The 16,766-nt window shown below is 36.5% G+C and carries 18 protein-coding genes; all 18 read left to right on the plus strand.

The genetic code is table 11. From position 1 onward, the window contains the following. The first annotated feature begins 2 nt into the window (after window positions 1-2). The 18 genes from ACKVEV_RS20725 (at window position 3) to ACKVEV_RS20810 (ending at window position 16,651) form a co-directional block, all read left to right on the plus strand. Window positions 3-791 (plus strand): 2-keto-4-pentenoate hydratase, encoded by a 789-nt coding sequence (locus ACKVEV_RS20725; RefSeq protein ID WP_409368095.1) that lies wholly within the window; start codon window positions 3-5, stop codon window positions 789-791. A gap of 514 nt (window positions 792-1,305) precedes the next feature. Continuing rightward, window positions 1,306-1,878 (plus strand): manganese efflux pump, encoded by a 573-nt coding sequence (locus ACKVEV_RS20730; RefSeq protein ID WP_409368096.1) that lies wholly within the window; start codon window positions 1,306-1,308, stop codon window positions 1,876-1,878. A 260-nt stretch (window positions 1,879-2,138) separates the two neighbouring features. Next, window positions 2,139-2,735, plus strand: coding sequence for a heme uptake protein IsdC (gene isdC / locus ACKVEV_RS20735; RefSeq protein WP_409368097.1), 597 nt, complete (start codon window positions 2,139-2,141; stop codon window positions 2,733-2,735). Then, window positions 2,735-4,270, plus strand: coding sequence for an NEAT domain-containing protein (locus ACKVEV_RS20740; protein WP_409368099.1), 1,536 nt, complete (start codon window positions 2,735-2,737; stop codon window positions 4,268-4,270). The genes isdC and ACKVEV_RS20740 overlap by 1 nt, the downstream gene beginning before the upstream one ends. 86 nt (window positions 4,271-4,356) lie before the next feature. Continuing rightward, window positions 4,357-5,604, plus strand: a complete 1,248-nt coding sequence (locus ACKVEV_RS20745; protein WP_409368100.1) for an NEAT domain-containing protein — start codon at window positions 4,357-4,359, stop codon at window positions 5,602-5,604. 11 nt (window positions 5,605-5,615) lie between these two features. Beyond that, window positions 5,616-6,533, plus strand: coding sequence for a heme ABC transporter substrate-binding protein IsdE (gene isdE / locus ACKVEV_RS20750; protein WP_409368101.1), 918 nt, complete (start codon window positions 5,616-5,618; stop codon window positions 6,531-6,533). Window positions 6,534-6,688: 155 nt separating this feature from the next. Then, window positions 6,689-7,654, plus strand: a complete 966-nt coding sequence (locus ACKVEV_RS20755; protein WP_409368102.1) for a FecCD family ABC transporter permease — start codon at window positions 6,689-6,691, stop codon at window positions 7,652-7,654. A 6-nt stretch (window positions 7,655-7,660) separates the two neighbouring features. Beyond that, window positions 7,661-8,431: an ABC transporter ATP-binding protein gene (locus ACKVEV_RS20760; protein ID WP_409368103.1), complete on the plus strand. Its 771-nt coding sequence runs from the start codon at window positions 7,661-7,663 to the stop codon at window positions 8,429-8,431. Between the two features lie 12 nt (window positions 8,432-8,443). After that, window positions 8,444-9,223, plus strand: a complete 780-nt coding sequence (gene srtB / locus ACKVEV_RS20765; RefSeq protein ID WP_409368104.1) for a class B sortase — start codon at window positions 8,444-8,446, stop codon at window positions 9,221-9,223. 381 nt (window positions 9,224-9,604) lie between these two features. After that, the gene (locus tag ACKVEV_RS20770; RefSeq protein ID WP_402925400.1) at window positions 9,605-10,132 is read left to right on the plus strand and encodes a YceI family protein; all 528 of its coding nucleotides are present in this window, start codon (window positions 9,605-9,607) and stop codon (window positions 10,130-10,132) included. Between the two features lie 325 nt (window positions 10,133-10,457). After that, window positions 10,458-11,384, plus strand: a complete 927-nt coding sequence (locus ACKVEV_RS20775) for an NAD-dependent epimerase/dehydratase family protein (RefSeq protein ID WP_409368105.1) — start codon at window positions 10,458-10,460, stop codon at window positions 11,382-11,384. Window positions 11,385-11,519: 135 nt separating this feature from the next. Next, a complete protein-coding gene (locus ACKVEV_RS20780; protein WP_409368106.1) occupies window positions 11,520-12,296 on the plus strand; it encodes a class I SAM-dependent methyltransferase in 777 nt (258 codons plus the stop codon). A gap of 203 nt (window positions 12,297-12,499) precedes the next feature. Next, window positions 12,500-12,859, plus strand: a complete 360-nt coding sequence (locus tag ACKVEV_RS20785; protein WP_409368107.1) for a BlaI/MecI/CopY family transcriptional regulator — start codon at window positions 12,500-12,502, stop codon at window positions 12,857-12,859. 10 nt (window positions 12,860-12,869) lie between these two features. Continuing rightward, window positions 12,870-14,057, plus strand: a complete 1,188-nt coding sequence (locus ACKVEV_RS20790; protein ID WP_409368108.1) for a M56 family metallopeptidase — start codon at window positions 12,870-12,872, stop codon at window positions 14,055-14,057. A gap of 290 nt (window positions 14,058-14,347) precedes the next feature. Then, complete coding sequence (locus tag ACKVEV_RS20795) at window positions 14,348-14,986, plus strand: nitroreductase family protein (RefSeq protein ID WP_409368109.1); 639 nt, start codon at window positions 14,348-14,350, stop codon at window positions 14,984-14,986. A 149-nt stretch (window positions 14,987-15,135) separates the two neighbouring features. Continuing rightward, window positions 15,136-15,564, plus strand: coding sequence for a MarR family winged helix-turn-helix transcriptional regulator (locus tag ACKVEV_RS20800; RefSeq protein ID WP_409368110.1), 429 nt, complete (start codon window positions 15,136-15,138; stop codon window positions 15,562-15,564). A gap of 23 nt (window positions 15,565-15,587) precedes the next feature. Further along, a complete protein-coding gene (locus ACKVEV_RS20805; RefSeq protein ID WP_409368111.1) occupies window positions 15,588-15,884 on the plus strand; it encodes a putative quinol monooxygenase in 297 nt (98 codons plus the stop codon). Window positions 15,885-16,075: 191 nt separating this feature from the next. Then, on the plus strand, window positions 16,076-16,651 hold the full coding sequence (locus ACKVEV_RS20810; protein ID WP_409368112.1) for an RloB family protein: 576 nt from the start codon (window positions 16,076-16,078) through the stop codon (window positions 16,649-16,651). The last annotated feature ends 115 nt before the right edge of the window (window positions 16,652-16,766 follow it).

Raw genomic sequence — 16,766 nt, forward strand, 5'->3', positions numbered from 1 at the left:
AAATGAAGGTACAAATAAATCAGCAAAAAATGGTTGATTATTTATATGAGGCAGAGCGTGATGTAAAGGAAGTCATCAAGCTGACAGACGACTATCCACAGTTGACGATACAGGAGGCGTATCGTATACAGGATGCTTTATTAGCGCGCAAGCTAGAGGACAATGGCACGAAGCAAGTAGGCGTGAAGCTAGGTTTAACGAGCAAAGCAAAGCAGCAGATGATGGGCGTTAACGAAGCGATTTATGGCTATTTACATAGTGATATGCTCGCACTAGAATGGGAAGCCATTGAATTTTCACAGCTCATTCATCCGAAAGTTGAGCCGGAGATTGCCTTTTTTTTAGGTGAGGACTTGGCGGGGGATTCGGTTACAGAGGCGGATGTTGTAAAGGCAACGAAATATGTCGCACCTGCCCTTGAAGTAATAGATAGCCGTTATAAAGATTTTCGCTTTACATTAGCAGATGTTATCGCTGATAATTGTTCCTCGGCGAAATTTATAGTTGGTAGTAAGTGGGTTTCCCCTCACATGCTTGATTTGGGGCAAATCGGCATGGTACTCAGTAAAAACAGCACTGTGGAGCAAACAGGCTCAAGCGCTGCTGTATTAGGACATCCTGCTACTGCCATTGTGTGGGCAGTGAAAGAATTAGCCAAGGTAGGAAAAGGCTTTAAAAAAGGCGATATTATTTTAAGCGGTGCGATGTCTGAGGCGATTTCTTTTCAGCCAGGGGATACCGTTGTAGCAGACTTCGATGGGCTTGGCAGTGTGACATTATCTTGTCATTAAAGGACAGTGCTTCTTTCTTCTCCATTGTGAAAAGACGAATGCAATCTACTTTACTTTAAATGAGAGCATCTGGAAATGGCGTTTTATTTCTAGGTGCTCTTTTGGTGAGGATGTAGGTAGATTCTGGTTATATTTTATTTTGGTTGGGGAAATTGTTGTACTGATTTTATTGTGGTAGTTTCATAAATTTTAAATAGAAAAAATATATTTTGCCCTTGATTATTGCTTTTATCAAGGGCAATTTTTTTATGAAACAATAGGCGGTTTTTTGAAAGTACGCTCTATCAACCTTGCAAAGAAATACACCACAATGAGAAAGTAGTTGCCAATCGCGCATAACTACTAAGCCAGCCACAGGTAAAGCATCCCTCGCAGTTAACCGCCCATTTGAACAAAATTTATTCCTCATATTATAGAAAGTGGCTTAACGCAATGACAGTTTTCAAAAATACATGTGGAAAGTTCACTAAAAGGTGGAGCATATCGTTGCGGTGTAATGAACAGGAGGGAAATCATGCATTGGTTTACTATTATTCTGATTGGGATAGCTGCCAACTTAGATAATTTGGGCATTGGTCTCGCCTACGGTGTTAAACGAGTGAAGATTCCCGTCTTATCAAACGCAGTTATTGCGATCATATCAATGATTGTCACTTACGTAGCAGTAACTGCTGGCAGTACAGTTATCGAGTATATTTCACCACACATAGCCAATCTGTTAGGTAGCCTTTTACTATGTGCTATAGGGATATATACGTTATTTTCGAATCGCTTATCCAAGCAGGGCATTGCTAAAAATCCTGAAGTATTTGACGAGGATAAAAATTATATTATTTCAATGAGAGAGGCAATGACACTAGGGTTTGTTTTATCAGCTAATTGTTTAGCAGGTGGCATAGCAATAGGGGCAAACGGCATTTCCGCTATATGGACGGTACTTTCTATTGGCACTTTTTCTTTTATCACAGTTGGAGTGGGGATACATTTTGGTGCCCTGCTTGCAAAAACGTTTATTGGCATGTACTCGACAGCTATTTCAGGTTGGTTACTCATTCTAATTGGTATAGTAGAAATCTTTGCTAAATAAATATGATGAGGATATTACTGGGAATTAACAGTGATATTCTTTTTTTTTGAGGAAATTTTGACATATTGAGGATGTTTTTCGATTGCTAGTTGACATTTCTCTGTATAAGATATTATTCTGTATGTAATTGAGAACTATTTTCATTTTCTTTATCATAATTTATCTCTAATGGAAATATTGAGAATATTTATGGCATCAATTATAATGTTTAATGGAAAAAAATAAAAATTTTCCATAATTTTAGAGGAGGCGTGCAGCACATGAAGAAAATAATGATGTTGGTCATGCTAGTGACTATGGTTATTTTTAACTTAGCATTACCACATGCATCTGCTCAACTGGCTGATGGCACCTATTCTGTGAAATATCAAGTCAATAAACCAGATAGTAGCTCTGCGTCAATTGCCAATGATTATTTCCTAAAACCAGCAAAGGTGACAGTCAAGGATGGCATAGCTACTGTCCAAATTACATTAAAGAACAGTACATGGATTACGAAGTTTCAACCACCAGGGGGAGCAACAGTTGTTAGTGAAGATAAAGCAGCTGATACACGTGTTGTACAATTCACAGTAAAAGATTTAGCAAAACCAGTTGTCACATCTATGAAAATTGATATCGATGATATTAATTATCACCACGAATATAGCGTTTCACTCGTATTTGATGCACCGGCCACGACGGGAAGCACAGCAACAACAGCAACAAATAATACGAAAACGTCCACAGCATCTGAAAGTCAAGTGCAAAATCCACAAACAAGCGATGCGACGCCTTATATGTTATTTGTTGCATTTGCAGGATCAGCATTTTTACTTTATAGAACAAAATACAAAACAAAAATGGAGGGTCAATAATGGCTAAAAAACGTCAATCTCGCGCAACAAAAATCGTTCTTGCTTCATTATTAGCAGCATCACTTTCAGTTCCATCATTTGCATCAGCAAAAGTAGCTGACACAACTACGACAGTAACAACAGATGTAAAAGTGGAAGCGAAGGCTGAAACGACAGAAGGGACAGTTGTAAAGTTCCAAACATATAAACCTGGTACAGATGAAGCTGGATACATGGATAAGTACTTCACAGGTACAGGGTTACTTATTGAAAAAGATGGTACATACACTGTGAAATTAACGATTCCAGCACAATTCGCTGCAATGATTACTGGTTTCCAAGTAAAACAAGGCGATAAATATGTCGATGCAACATTTGAAAAGCAACAAGATGGTTCTAGCATCGTATCATTCCCAGTAGATCCAAAGGTGAAAACTGCGGCAAAAGTACATGTAGTCGTTCCGCAAGCCAAGATGGATACATGGTATGACTTTGATTTCCAACCAGTTGAAGCAGATAATGTAGCAGAAGAATCAACTGAGGGAGTAAAAGAAGAGCAACCTGAAAAAGAGGAAACAGTTGTTACAGACGAAGCTGTCTATGAAGGCACTGTAACAGTTTACAAAGATGGAACTAAAGAAGAATCTATGATGAAGCAATATATTAGCCCTACGATAGCTGTGAGTGAAGTAGAAGGCGGTTATGTTGTCGGCATGCATTTTCCTAAAGGACAGTATGTACAATCATTTAAAGTAAATGGTAAAGACGCTGAATTAGCAGAAGAAGATAAAGCAACAAATGAACGTATTTATACGTTTGAAGTAAAAGATTTAAAAGCATTAGCAAGTGCTGAGCTTCATATTATCGTAAATGAGCCTGCTGCAGGCGTTAAATATGATTCAGTTCATACAGTACAATTTAGCTTTAATGTAGATTTAGAAAACCCAGTAACAGATACAGACACAGAAACAGAAACAACAGTTCCAACAGCACCGATTGTTAATCCGTTTAAAGATATTGATCATAACGAAAATAAAGACGCAATCTTAAACTTGCTTGCTTATGAAATTATCATGCCACAAGATAAATTCAATCCACATAACAACTTAACGCGTGCACAATTCGCGTTAATGATTGCTCGTACTTTAGAGCTAGAAGCGACTGAAGTTGCTGGCTTCCAAGATATTAAAGGCATTGAAGCAGAAAATGCCATTAATGCGCTTGCGGAATATGGCATCGTGGAATCACGTGAAAAATTCAATCCAAATGGCATTTTAACACGTCAACAAGGCGCATTAATGATTTACCGTGCTATCCAAGCAGTAACGGAAGGCGACTTACATGTTGAGATTTCATTGCCATATGCTGACCAAGCGTCAATTGCCAATGATGAAGCGAAAAAAGCATTCTCATTACTTTACAAAGAAGGCATTATGACAGGGGCTGTTGCAAAGGATGGCAAAACATACATCAATGCAAATAAACCATTAACACGTGGACAAATGGCGAAAATTTTAAATAACTCTTTAAAATTTTTCTATGAGTCTGAAGAATAATAATACGTAACAACAATGGCAACTTCCTTTCTCACTAGATGAGGAAGGAAGTTACTGTTGCTTCTATAGAACTTGGGGGAATAACCATGAAAACATTCAACAGAAAAGTGATCTTTTTATTCGCGCTTATAAGTGCAATAAACTGGGTGCTTGTCCCTCAATTTATGACGCACTATGCACAAGCGGAAGTAGAGCGTTCAATAGCAGATGGTAACTATCAAGTTGAACTAAATTTTTTATCCATTGATGGACTCGAACACAATCAATTTTTCAATGAGGAAGCAACACTCAATGTGGCAAATGGTCACTATACAGTGGAGATGACGATTAATGATCCATATATTTTACAAGAAATACATAGTGAACAAAGTGCTACTATTGCGAAATGGACTGAAGATTTAGTTCAGTTTGATGTCAAGGACTTAAAAGAGCCGATTCTCATAAATGGTCTATTAGCTTCCCAACTAGACGAAGGAGATTATCCATTTGCACAGCAACTTCGTATCATCTTCAAAGCCCCAATCGTAGACAATGAAGAAGAAATTATAATAGAAGAAACTACATCTGAAAATGAGTGGTTTATCGATACGATATTGTACGCTGATGGCAAAAAAGAGCCTTCCATTATGAATACGTATGTCAATCCATTAGCGAAGGTCATCAAAAAAGACGGGAAATATTATGCGCAAATGACCATTTTAAAATCAGCTTGGATAACAGGGTTAACGGTTGAGCAACATGGAGAGCAGCTAGAACCTACTGTTATCTCCGTTCAGGATAATAGACGAATTGTTGAATTTGAAGTAGTTGATTTTGAACGACCAACTCGTATGTGGGTAAAAGTCGATATTCCAGAGATAGCGTATCACCATCAATACTATGTTGAGCTACAATTCGACGAACAACAAGTGGCAAATATGTTAGAAAAGCCTTTAGAAGCCGAGCCACCTAAGCAAGTAGTAAACGTGAAGCCTCCTGTTGTCACGAGTGAACAAATAGAAAAGCCATTAGCGGAAAAAACAGTAACGTCTAAAAATAATATCAACTTGCTGACACCTTCTCCAAAAACAGCAGTCAGTGTATTACCAGAAGAAACATTAGCTTTTGATCGTACACTCGATGCCAATGCGGCAGAAGATGAAGCAGAACAAGAACCTCCGGTAACAGAAGAGGAAAAAGAAAAGAAAACGGAGCAGGCAATGCAACCAACGACAGTTAATCAGCAACTTGCTCAGCTAGATAAAGTAAAAATCGTATTGCTCGTATTAATTTGCGTTTTATCGGGCTGGTTAGTCGTACGTCGCTTGAGAAATTCAAAAAAGACTGAAAACTAGGAGATGACGAAATGTGCAACAAACAACGGAATTGGTTGTTATTGATAGCCTTTATGACCGTCTTGTTAATCACTGGTTGTAGCGGTGGAGGCGATCAAGCAAAAAATGAAACGCCTGCTAAAAAAGAAGAGGTAGCAGCGCCAGCAAGTGCCCAAAGCGATAATCGTATTATTGCTGGTACCGTAGTAATAGCGGATATTTTAGATAAGTTAGAGCTAGATGCAATCGCTGTACCGGAAACTGAAAAAGTATTAGCGAAACGCTTTGAAGGTTTGCCTACTATAGGTAATGCCATGGAGCCTGATATGGAAATTGTGAAATCATTGACTCCGACCGATGTATTATCAGTATCAACGCTACAATATGATTTGCAAGATAAATTTGAACAACTCAATATACCGGTGAATTTTTTAAATTTCCAAAGCGTTGATGCGATGATTGCTGAAATTACACAGCTAGGTGAACGTTATAATCGTACTGCTCAAGCAGAAGATTTAGTGGCGGGGCTTGAAAAAAATATTGAGGCTGTGCAAACTGTCGCAGCTAATAAAGAAGGGCCTCGCGTTTTAATTTTACTCGGTATTCCTGGCAGTTATTTAGTGGCAACTGAAAATTCATACGCGGGGGATCTTGTGAAACGTGCCGGAGGTGTAAATGTCATGGAGGGGCAAGAAGCAGAGTATTTATCGTCAAATACAGAGTACTTGCATAATAGTAATCCTGATATTATTTTACGCCTATCACACGGTATGCCTGATGAAGTAGTTAAAATGTTCGACGAAGAATTTAAAACAAATGATATTTGGAAGCATTTTGACGCTGTAAAAAATGGCAAAGTGTATGATTTAGAAGAAGAATTATTTGGCACGACAGCTTCGCTACAGGTGCCGCAAGCTTTAGGACAACTAATGGAAATTTTTTATCGTTAATAAGTAATTTGAAAATGTCGCTCGTATAGCAAGTTCGTCTTGCCGTAGAGCGTTTTCTTATATTTTTAGTAGCTAAAAAAACGAAACAAACACAACATAGAACGCTAAGAAACTTACTTAAACTATTAGCGGAATTTTAAAAAAGGAAGTCCGATATGACGAAAAAAATACTAAGTTTTTCAATAGTAATATTATTGTTGCTTGTTTCGATAATTTATTCAGCAACGACGGGCAGTATTAAAATGGGCTTTTTTGAATTTATAAGAGCATTTTTTGAAGAAGGTAATAGCCAAATGGAAGCTATTCGTGACTTACGCTTTCCTCGTATTGTCGTTGCATTATTTGCAGGAGCAGCACTTTCCGTATCGGGTGTATTGTTGCAATCTGTTATGCGTAATCCGCTAGCAGATGCAGGCGTCATTGGTATTTCTTCCGGGGCAGCGTTTGTGCAGTTATTTATTATTTCATTTTTCCCTGCATTATTTTTTATGACGCCAATATTGGCATTTATCGGTGGGGCATGTGCATGTGCGCTCGTTTTTGCTTTGTCCTGGAAATCAGGTTTAAGTCCGCTCAAATTAATTTTAGTAGGCATTGCGATCAATGCCATGTTTACGGGCCTAACAGAAGCATTTTTAAATCTAGGTGGGTCATTGAATACATCGGCTGCAAGTGTCGTCGGTTCTAATTTAACGATGCGCACATGGAAAGATGTTTCGACCATTACGACATATGGAACAATCGGCTTGGTCGCAGCATTTGCGCTCTATAGCTGGTGTAACCTTCTTGTGTTACAAGATAAAACAGCAAAAAGTCTCGGCTTTAACGTAGCGCGAGCACGCTTAATTATTGCAGCAGTGGCAGTGCTATTATCTGCTGTGTCAGTTGTTGTCGCAGGAGTGATTTCATTTGTTGGCTTACTAGTTCCGCATATAGCTCGACGTTTAGTTGGCCATGACCATCGAATACTTATACCGTTTACAGCATTAGCAGGGGCTTTATTAATTTTAGTAGCAGATACAATAGGGCGAACAATTGTGGCGCCTACTGAAATTCCTGCTTCCACAATTATGGCAATCATCGGTGGTCCGTTCTTAATATTCCTATTACGAAAAGAGTGATGAAACATGGAAATGCAAAACATTATTGTCTCTTATGATAATAAACGCAATCATTTAGATGGTGTCTCGACGAATATTCCAAAAGGCAAAGTTACGACGATTATTGGTCCGAATGGCTGCGGGAAGTCGACATTACTTAGTGTGATGTCTCGCAACCATGTCCCAAAAACAGGAAATGTATCGTTAGAAAATAAAGATCTAGTCCACTACAAGCCAAAAGAATTTGCTAAAAAACTAGCAATCGTTTATCAACAAAATGAAGTGCCGAAAGATTTAACGATTGAAAAGCTCGTAAGTTTTGGGCGTCTTCCACATCATACAATGTTAAAACGTAATGATGAAGAAGATACGAAAGCGATAGATTGGGCATTAACTTGTACTAATTTACTAGAAAAGCGTGCACACGATTTAGAAGCACTGTCAGGCGGTGAACGTCAGCGAGTATGGATTGCCATGGCATTAGCCCAGCAGTCGGAAATTTTATGTTTGGATGAGCCGACGACGTATTTAGATATTTATTATCAAATCGAGCTACTGGAACTTGTAAAAACGTTAAATGAGGTACATGGATTAACGATTGTCATGGTGCTCCATGATATTAACCAAGCAATTCGTTATAGCGATCATATTATGTTGATGAAAGCAGGACATATTATCGCGGAAGGCGCGCCACGGGACGTTATCACGAAGGAAGTAATCAAAGAAGTATATGGGGTTGAAGCAATCTTCAATGAAGATGAACAGCTTGGCCTTTATATGGTTCCCATCGGTATTTAAGTTGGTGAAACGATGAAAAAATGGACATCAAAGCTTTTAACAATTATCTATATTGGTGTATTTTTATATTCGGGCTTTGCGCTTGTAAAGTACCTCTACACGTATTATGAGTCGGCAAAATCTTTAAAGGAAGTACAAACGATTTATGCTGGAACTTTGGCAACGATAGAAAAAGAAGTTGCTCTTGAAGAAATAACGACTGATGATATCAAAGTGAATGATGCAATAAGACCTCAATTTCATGATTTATTAGCTGTCAATGAGCGCATTGTAGGTTGGATTTCCATCGATAATACAAAGCTCAACAATCCAATTTTACAAACGGATAATAATGATTTTTATTTGACCCATAATTATAAAGACCGGGCAAGTCGTGCAGGTAGTGTTTTTATGGATTTTCGTAATGATCCGCTAGATATAAGTCGCAATACTATATTATATGGTCATGCCATGAAAGATGGGACGATGTTTGGCGCGTTAAAAAAATACTTAGATCAGGATTATGCCAATGCGCATCGTACGATTTATATCGATACGCTATATGAAGGATATGATGTAGAAATATTCGCAGCATATGAAACGACAATCGATTTTTATTATATTGAAACAGAGTTTACAACAGATGAAGATTTTATGCATTTTATCGCAGAAGTGGATAAGCGTTCAACAATCGATATGAACGTTGATATAGCACCAGATGATAAAATTATTACACTTTCTACATGTAAAGATTCCGTCATAAGTGATGACCATCGCTTTGTTGTACAAGGGAAATTAGTGAAGCGGAAATAATGAGAAATCGCTGATAAAAGCTTTCGAATCGCGGGTAAGATGAGAGAAATCGCTGATAGAAGCTCGCGAATCGCTGGTAGAAGTCTATATATCACCGGATAACCCGCGGAAAGCACCGCCGCAGCGGACATCAACAACACTATTCTTATCTATCGTAAAAAATAAATAAATTACTTGACGTAAATTATTTATTAATATATAGTAAGTTACATAAAGTAATTGATTACTTTTCGTAACGGAAAATAAGCTTAGAAGTACAAAAAGTAACTACATATGTTTAACTCATTTATTTTTGGGAAACATAATTAGAGTAGTTACTTCATATTTTAACATATATCTCGAATTCGAGATATAAAACATAACAAATTGGAGGAATTTAAAATGGCAAAATGGAATATCGATTTAGGACACTCAGCAATTAACTTTCAAGTAAAACACATGATGGTATCAAAAGTAAAAGGTGTATTCGATTCTTATTCAGCTGATATCGAAGCGGCAGATCTTGCGGATTTAACAACAGCAAACATTAGCATTACAATTGATGCAGCAAGCATTAACACACGTAGCGAAGATCGCGATAATCACTTAAAAGCAGCTGATTTCTTTGACACAGAACAATACCCAAATATTACGTTTAAATCAACAAGCATTACAAAAAAATCAGGTGATGAATATGCATTAACTGGTGATTTAACAATTAAAGATGTCACAAAATCAGTAACATTCGATACTGAATTTAACGGTAAAGGAACAAATCCATGGGGTCAGGAAGTTTATGGCTTCGAGGCAGAAACAACAATTAACCGTGAAGATTTCGGTTTAACTTGGAATGCGGCATTAGAAACTGGTGGTGTACTTGTAGGCAAGGATATTAAAATCTCTGTTGAACTAGAAGTAAATCCTGCTTAATAAGTTGAAAAAATAAATAATCATTCAAATCCACGCGTCTTCCGTGGCAATGTATGGGGCAATCGCTAGCTAAAATTTGCGATTCGATGTCATGCACTTGCTGGGAAGTTTGTGTGGATTTTTGTCTTTTAATTGAAAGTTACAAGCCACTATATTTACTGTAAGAGAGCATCGTTTCCCGACAACAAATCTAGTTAGGCATGTTTTTTAAAAGAAATATTATCACTATGCTAATAGTCTGTTAAAATAATCCAGTGATATGTTACTTGCATATTTTTAGCAATTCATGCATATAAAACATCATATTGTTTTTGGGGGCGATGGGATGAATGTATTAGTGACAGGTGGCTATGGGTTTATTGGCAGTGCTGTGGCAAGGCGTTTTTTTGAGGAAGGTGCCAATATTTATATTATTGATAATTTAAGTACCGGGCATCTGCGCAACATCGATTTTGAGCATAAATCCTATTTATTAAATGTTGAGGATGAGGTGTGCGAACATTTTTTTAAGGAAGTTGCTTTTGATGTTGTCATTCATTGTGCGGCACAAACGAGTGTGCAGCTGTCTATTCAGGAGCCAATGAAGGACATTTTAACCAATATCGTAGGGCTTAGCCAAATGCTCTTTTATTCATCGAAGTACAAGGTCAAACATTTTGTTTTTGCCTCTTCTGCGGCGGTGTATGGGAATAGTAATTACCCTCCACTTGAAGAAACGGATAGTTGTGAACCTGTTTCGATGTATGGATTAAATAAAAGTATTGGTGAAACCTATTGTGAAAAGTGGCAACGTGATTATTGCTTGCCAACATTAATTTACCGCTTTGCTAATGTCTTTGGTCCTAGACAATCGATGCAAGGGGAAGCGGCCGTTATTCCTAGCATGTTAAAAAGTAGTCTTGAAGGCCGACCGTTTACTATTTTTGGTGACGGTGAACAGACGCGTGATTTTATCTATGTGGATGATATTGCAGATGCTATTTATGAAGGCGTACAGGCTAGACTTCAAGGTATCTACAATGTATCTACAAATGAGGCGTGGTCACTCCATCAAGTGATCTTATTGTTACAACATTTAAATCATCCATTAGAGATTCAATATGCTCCTCCAAGAGAAGGGGATATAGAGCATTCATTTTTAAATAATGATAAACTGGCCAAGGCAATCGGATGGAAGCCGAAAAAAACATTTGCTGAGGGCATCGAGTTAACTATAAAGGCATTACAGAAAGAGAAAATTGTTGAAATTTAATGAGGAATTACAGGATCTGCATGCGATCGTATATCGAATGCAGATTTTTTTGTATTCGACGTTGCACTGTCGTTTCATATTTAAGGTAAAATATACCTGATGTTATTTTCATTAAGCTGAGATGAGGGATGGAAAGTGGGAATTGATTTTCACAGCAAAAATAGCGGTAGTACTTATACAACTCGAAACGCTGATGAAACATGGTTTCATGCAATAAAAAACCTTGTACCTATTGATACTATTTCGAAGGCTTTAGATATTGGATGTGGTGGAGGTATTTATTGTAAGGCACTATCAGACATGGGTGTGCCTTTTGTTACAGGTGTTGATTTTTCCGAAGCTATGATTGAAGGCGCAAAAGAAAATTGTAAAGACTATAAAAACATTGAGTTTAAGTATGGCACGGCCTTTGATAGTGGCTTAGGTAGTAACAGTTTTAATTTATTGCTTGAAAGAGCTTTGATCCATCATATTGAGGATTTACACGCTTGTTTTAATGAGGCATATCGATTGTTACAGAATGACGGATATTATATTGTTCAGGATCGTACCCCTGAAGATTGTTTACTAGCAGGCAATGAAAGCCATTTTAGAGGATATTTCTTTGAGCTTTTCCCAAGATTAGCTGAAAAAGAGACGAAGCGCAGACATAATAGTCAATCTGTTAGCGAAACGCTTAAAGAAGTTGGCTTTAGAAATATTGAAGAAGTTAAGTTATGGGAAACTAGAAAAGTATATGATACTAAAGGACAATTACTCAAAGACTTACGTGAGAGAACCGGAAGAAGTATTTTACATGAATTAGATGATGAAGAATTAAATTTCCTTATAGATCATATTGATGCGTCCATAGCAAGCGAAGTCAATATAGTTGAAAGAGATAGATGGACAATATGGAGAGCAGTTAAATAATTATTTTCTGTAATGAATAGAACAATTTCTAAAAATGATTGTACAAATAATCGACTATTTACAGAATCTGCATGCGATCGTATATCGAATGCAGATTTTTTTATTTGAGACTACTGCGATAGTCTTGACAACATCAGACTACCGTAGTAGTATGAGTATATAGACTATTGCAATAGTCTACTAATTTAAAGGAGTACGCGCGTATGGAAATTAAATTATTTGATTCAGAATTACAAGTTATGGATGTTTTATGGCAAGAAGGGGATTTGCCAGCCAAACAAATTTCTCAAAAATTAAATGAAAAAATCGGTTGGAATAAAAATACGACCTATACTGTCATCAAGAAATGTATTCAAAAAGGTGCCATTGAAAGAATTGAACCGAATTTTGTTTGTCATCCTTTAATTAGAAAAGAACAAATTCAAGAACAAGAAACAACCGAATTGATTGACAAAATGTTTAATGGATCAACATCATTATTATTTGCCTCTTTAATAGAGCAAAAAAAATTATCTTCTAGTGATATTAAAAAACTAAAGCAGATTGTTAAAGATTTGGAGTAAGGATATAAATATGAATATCATACAAATGAGTTTAGATGCTTCTATATTACTGATTAGTGTCTTGTTAATTCGGTTGCTATTTATGAATAAAATACCAAAGTTAACATTATTAATTCTTTGGGGAATCGTTGCATTAAAACTTGTTATTCCCTATTCTTTTTATTCAAAACTTTATCTTCAGCCCATGATGCAAAAGTTATTAAATATCATGCCTACTAACGGTTCGGAAAATATACATGATGCCATTGAAATTCAACAACAATCAAACACCTTATATAACCATGTATTCCTTGCAATCAAGAGCGATTTTGTTTTAGCAATATGGTTAATTGGTGCTATCATGATTTTCCTTTTCTTTGTCGTATCTTATGTTAGATCATATAAGGAATTTCAAACAGCAATACCAGTGAAAAATAATGTTTATCTAAATGAATGGCTTCGAAATCATAAGTTGAAAAGAACTGTTCAAATCGCTGTATCAGATCAAGTAACAGCGCCATTAACATACAAACTTTTTAAACCAGTCATCATTTTTCCGAAAACAACCGACTGGGACGATGAAAGAAGCTTGCACTTTGTTCTAGCCCATGAATACGTTCATATAAAGAGACTGGATGTTTTATGGAAGATCATATTAATCGTTATTTTAGCGTTACATTGGTTCAATCCACTCGTGTGGATTATGTTCTATATTGTCAATAGAGATATTGAATTATCGTGTGACGAAAAAGTAATTCGCCAATTTGGTGATAAGGCAAAAGCTGAATATGCTTTCGCCCTTATCAACATGGCTGAGAAAAGTCAAAAAATGACCCCACTTTGCAATAATTTTAGTAAAAATGGAATTGAAGAAAGGATTGTTTCAATAATGAAATTAAAGAAAACATCGATTTTAGGAGTAGCATTAGCAAGTACTTTCGTTTTAGGAGGCATTACAATATTTGCTACAACTGGACAAGCGGCAGAAATGCCAAAAGAACAATCAAAACAGGTAGAGATAACGAAAGATTTAAAACTTGAGATGGATATACAAAATGAAGTAGGAATGAATGATGAAGAAAAATTAACGAATGTGCAAAGAAAAGTAGAGATAAATGGTAAAGAAGTGAAAGATAATATCAATACTATAGTTTTTGTTGACACAGAAGATGGCGGTATAGCTATTCAAGGAGAAAGTGGTATCTATAAAAATCAATAACAAAAACCACTCATCGTCAAATAAAAAAGTCACAAGACCTTCTTGAGCAGTAATGAAAAAGCAATACGACAAGTAAAAACAAAGCGATCGTTTTGAATATCTTTATTCAAAGTGATCGCTTTTTATTGATGGTATTTGCGGCTGATTTCTATAGTTTTTACTAACGTTTTGCTACACGAATCGTAAGTGTTGCTTATTTATCAATTTCATATTATATTAATTGACGTATCAATAGTTGATTAGTCAATGATTGATAAGACAATTAAAAAGAAATGAGGATTCGTTACACTATGCAAAAATATCAAAAAACAAATGATTTCAATGAAATTGTATATGGACGTCGTTCCATTAAAGAATATGATCCTACCGTTAAAATTAGCCGTGAAGAAATGAGTGAAATCATTGCTCAAGCATCCAAAGCACCGTCTTCTATTAATATGCAACCTTGGCGATTTGTCGTGATTGATAGTGAACAAGGGAAAGCACAGCTTGCCCCCCTTGCTAGATACAACAAAGATAAAGTTATGAGCTCCTCTGCAGTAATTGCTGTCTTTGCTGACCGCAAAAATTTTGATTACGCCGAAGAAATATACAGCTCAGCAGTTGCACTTGGCTATATGCCGAAAGAAGTGAAAGAAGCTCAATTAAATGCTTTTACACCGCTCTATCAAAACATGTCCAATGAAGAGATGAAAGATACGATTATGCTAGACGCAGGCCTTGTCTCCATGCAACTTATGTTAGTAGCTCGTGCTTATGGCTATGATACAAATGCTATTGGTGGTTATGAGAAGGAACGAATTGCAGAAGCTTATGGTTTGGAGAAAGATCGTTATATTCCAGTTATGTTAATTTCCATCGGTAAAGCAATGAATGAAGGATTTCAATCGTATCGCCTGCCTGTCGATAAAACGACAATATGGAAATAGTATGTATCAGTATAATTAGCGTAATAGTCATGAATGTTGCACGATATATATTTTTATATTATATTTATTGACAGGTCAATGATTGAGCGTTCAATGAATAATAGCCTCGCCTTTATGTTGGCCTCATCAATTACTTAGGAGGTCCATGGATGCGATGTTCATTTTCAAATCAAGAACAAATATTACATTTGCTGAAAGGGCTTAATAATCAAATTAGCCCTAAATTCGAACGCTGTACAGGCATTAGCGCTTCACGCTATGAATTGTTATACCAACTTTATGAGGCAGAAGAAATTAATCAATCTACACTTCAAAAAGCAGTTAATATCGACAGTGGTGCCATTACTCGTCATTTAAAACAACTTGAGGCAAATGGTATGGTAACAAGACGACGGAACCCGACTGATAATCGTGAAATATTTGTTCGTCTGACAGAGGAAGGCCGTAAACAAATTGTCGGTTACAAAAAAGAAAAGATTAATTTTGTAAATCAAATGCTGCATGATTTCAACGCAGAAGAATTAGAAGCTTTATCGAACATGCTTCATCGTATGCAAAACAATATAATTGATTATTAAAAAATAAAAAAGGATGGATCACCATGATTATTATTCACGCACATCTTCAAGTAAAACCGGAACAAGAGCAAGCTTTCTTGCAAGAAGCGAAGACACTTCTTGCTGCAACAAGAGCGGAAGAGGGTAATATTAGCTATAATTTAATGAAGTCTACTGAACAAGATTGTCATTATACGATGGTTGAAATATGGCAAGACGTAGAAGCTACTGCAATCCATAATACGAGTGAGCATTTCACTGCCTTTACGCAAAAGGCACAAACTTTCATGGCTGCACCTATGGACTTAAAAGTATTCAGTGGAGAACCTTTAAAAGCATAATTTTTTTATAAATAGCAAACACCTTAAGAAGTCATTCTTAGGGTGTTTTTTTGTGCTAAGGGACTAAATAAATGCTGTTTTGGCATGAGTCATGTTAGCTGCATACAATAAAGCAAGAACATCTTTAAAGTGGAACTCTAAAATGAATACTTAGCCAATCAATATTTACGTGAAGTGGAGGTATTTGACCAGTGAGCGTACATCAACATGGCAATCGGACAATACGTAAAACGATATTAATTTATTGTGAGGGAGAAACGGAGCGTATTTACTTTGAGCAATTGCGTATTTTAAAGCGTTCAAAAAAAGTAAGCGTGAAAATAAAAAATGTGAAGCGCTCCGCGATTAAGCTGGCACAGCATGCTTTTCGCGATTCCAGTTACCAATATTGTGATGAAGTGTGGATTGTTTTTGATAAGGATGATTTAACAGATAAACAGCTAGACGAAGTAAATGTGTTCTGTGAAGAAAAAAATATTCATATCGCTTATTCCAATGAGGCATTTGAATTGTGGTTATTATTACATTTTGAAGAAGTGGATGTATCTGAAAAATATCCGCGTGCAGTGTTAAACAATAAGATGGCGGAGCATTTAGGGGTAACACGTTATTTCCGTCATAAGGCGGACGAGTCAATTATTGCACCAATAGCATTGCTCCATGAAGTAGCCATTAAAAATTGCGCTGAAATGATGTCTCTACGAAATGCTGATAATCGTGATAATCCATATTGCAATATACATGATATGATTCAATACATATTCTAACAACTTTTTATAAAATGAAAGTGGCCGTCGTAACAGATCTTCATTGCTGATTACTGGATGTGCATCAGCCTATATAAAGATAGAACCTTGACAGGTTATTAGCCAGTCAAGGTTT

The sequence above is a fragment of the Lysinibacillus sp. 38-6 genome (genome assembly GCF_046245175.1).
GTDB lineage: Bacteria > Bacillota > Bacilli > Bacillales_A > Planococcaceae > Lysinibacillus.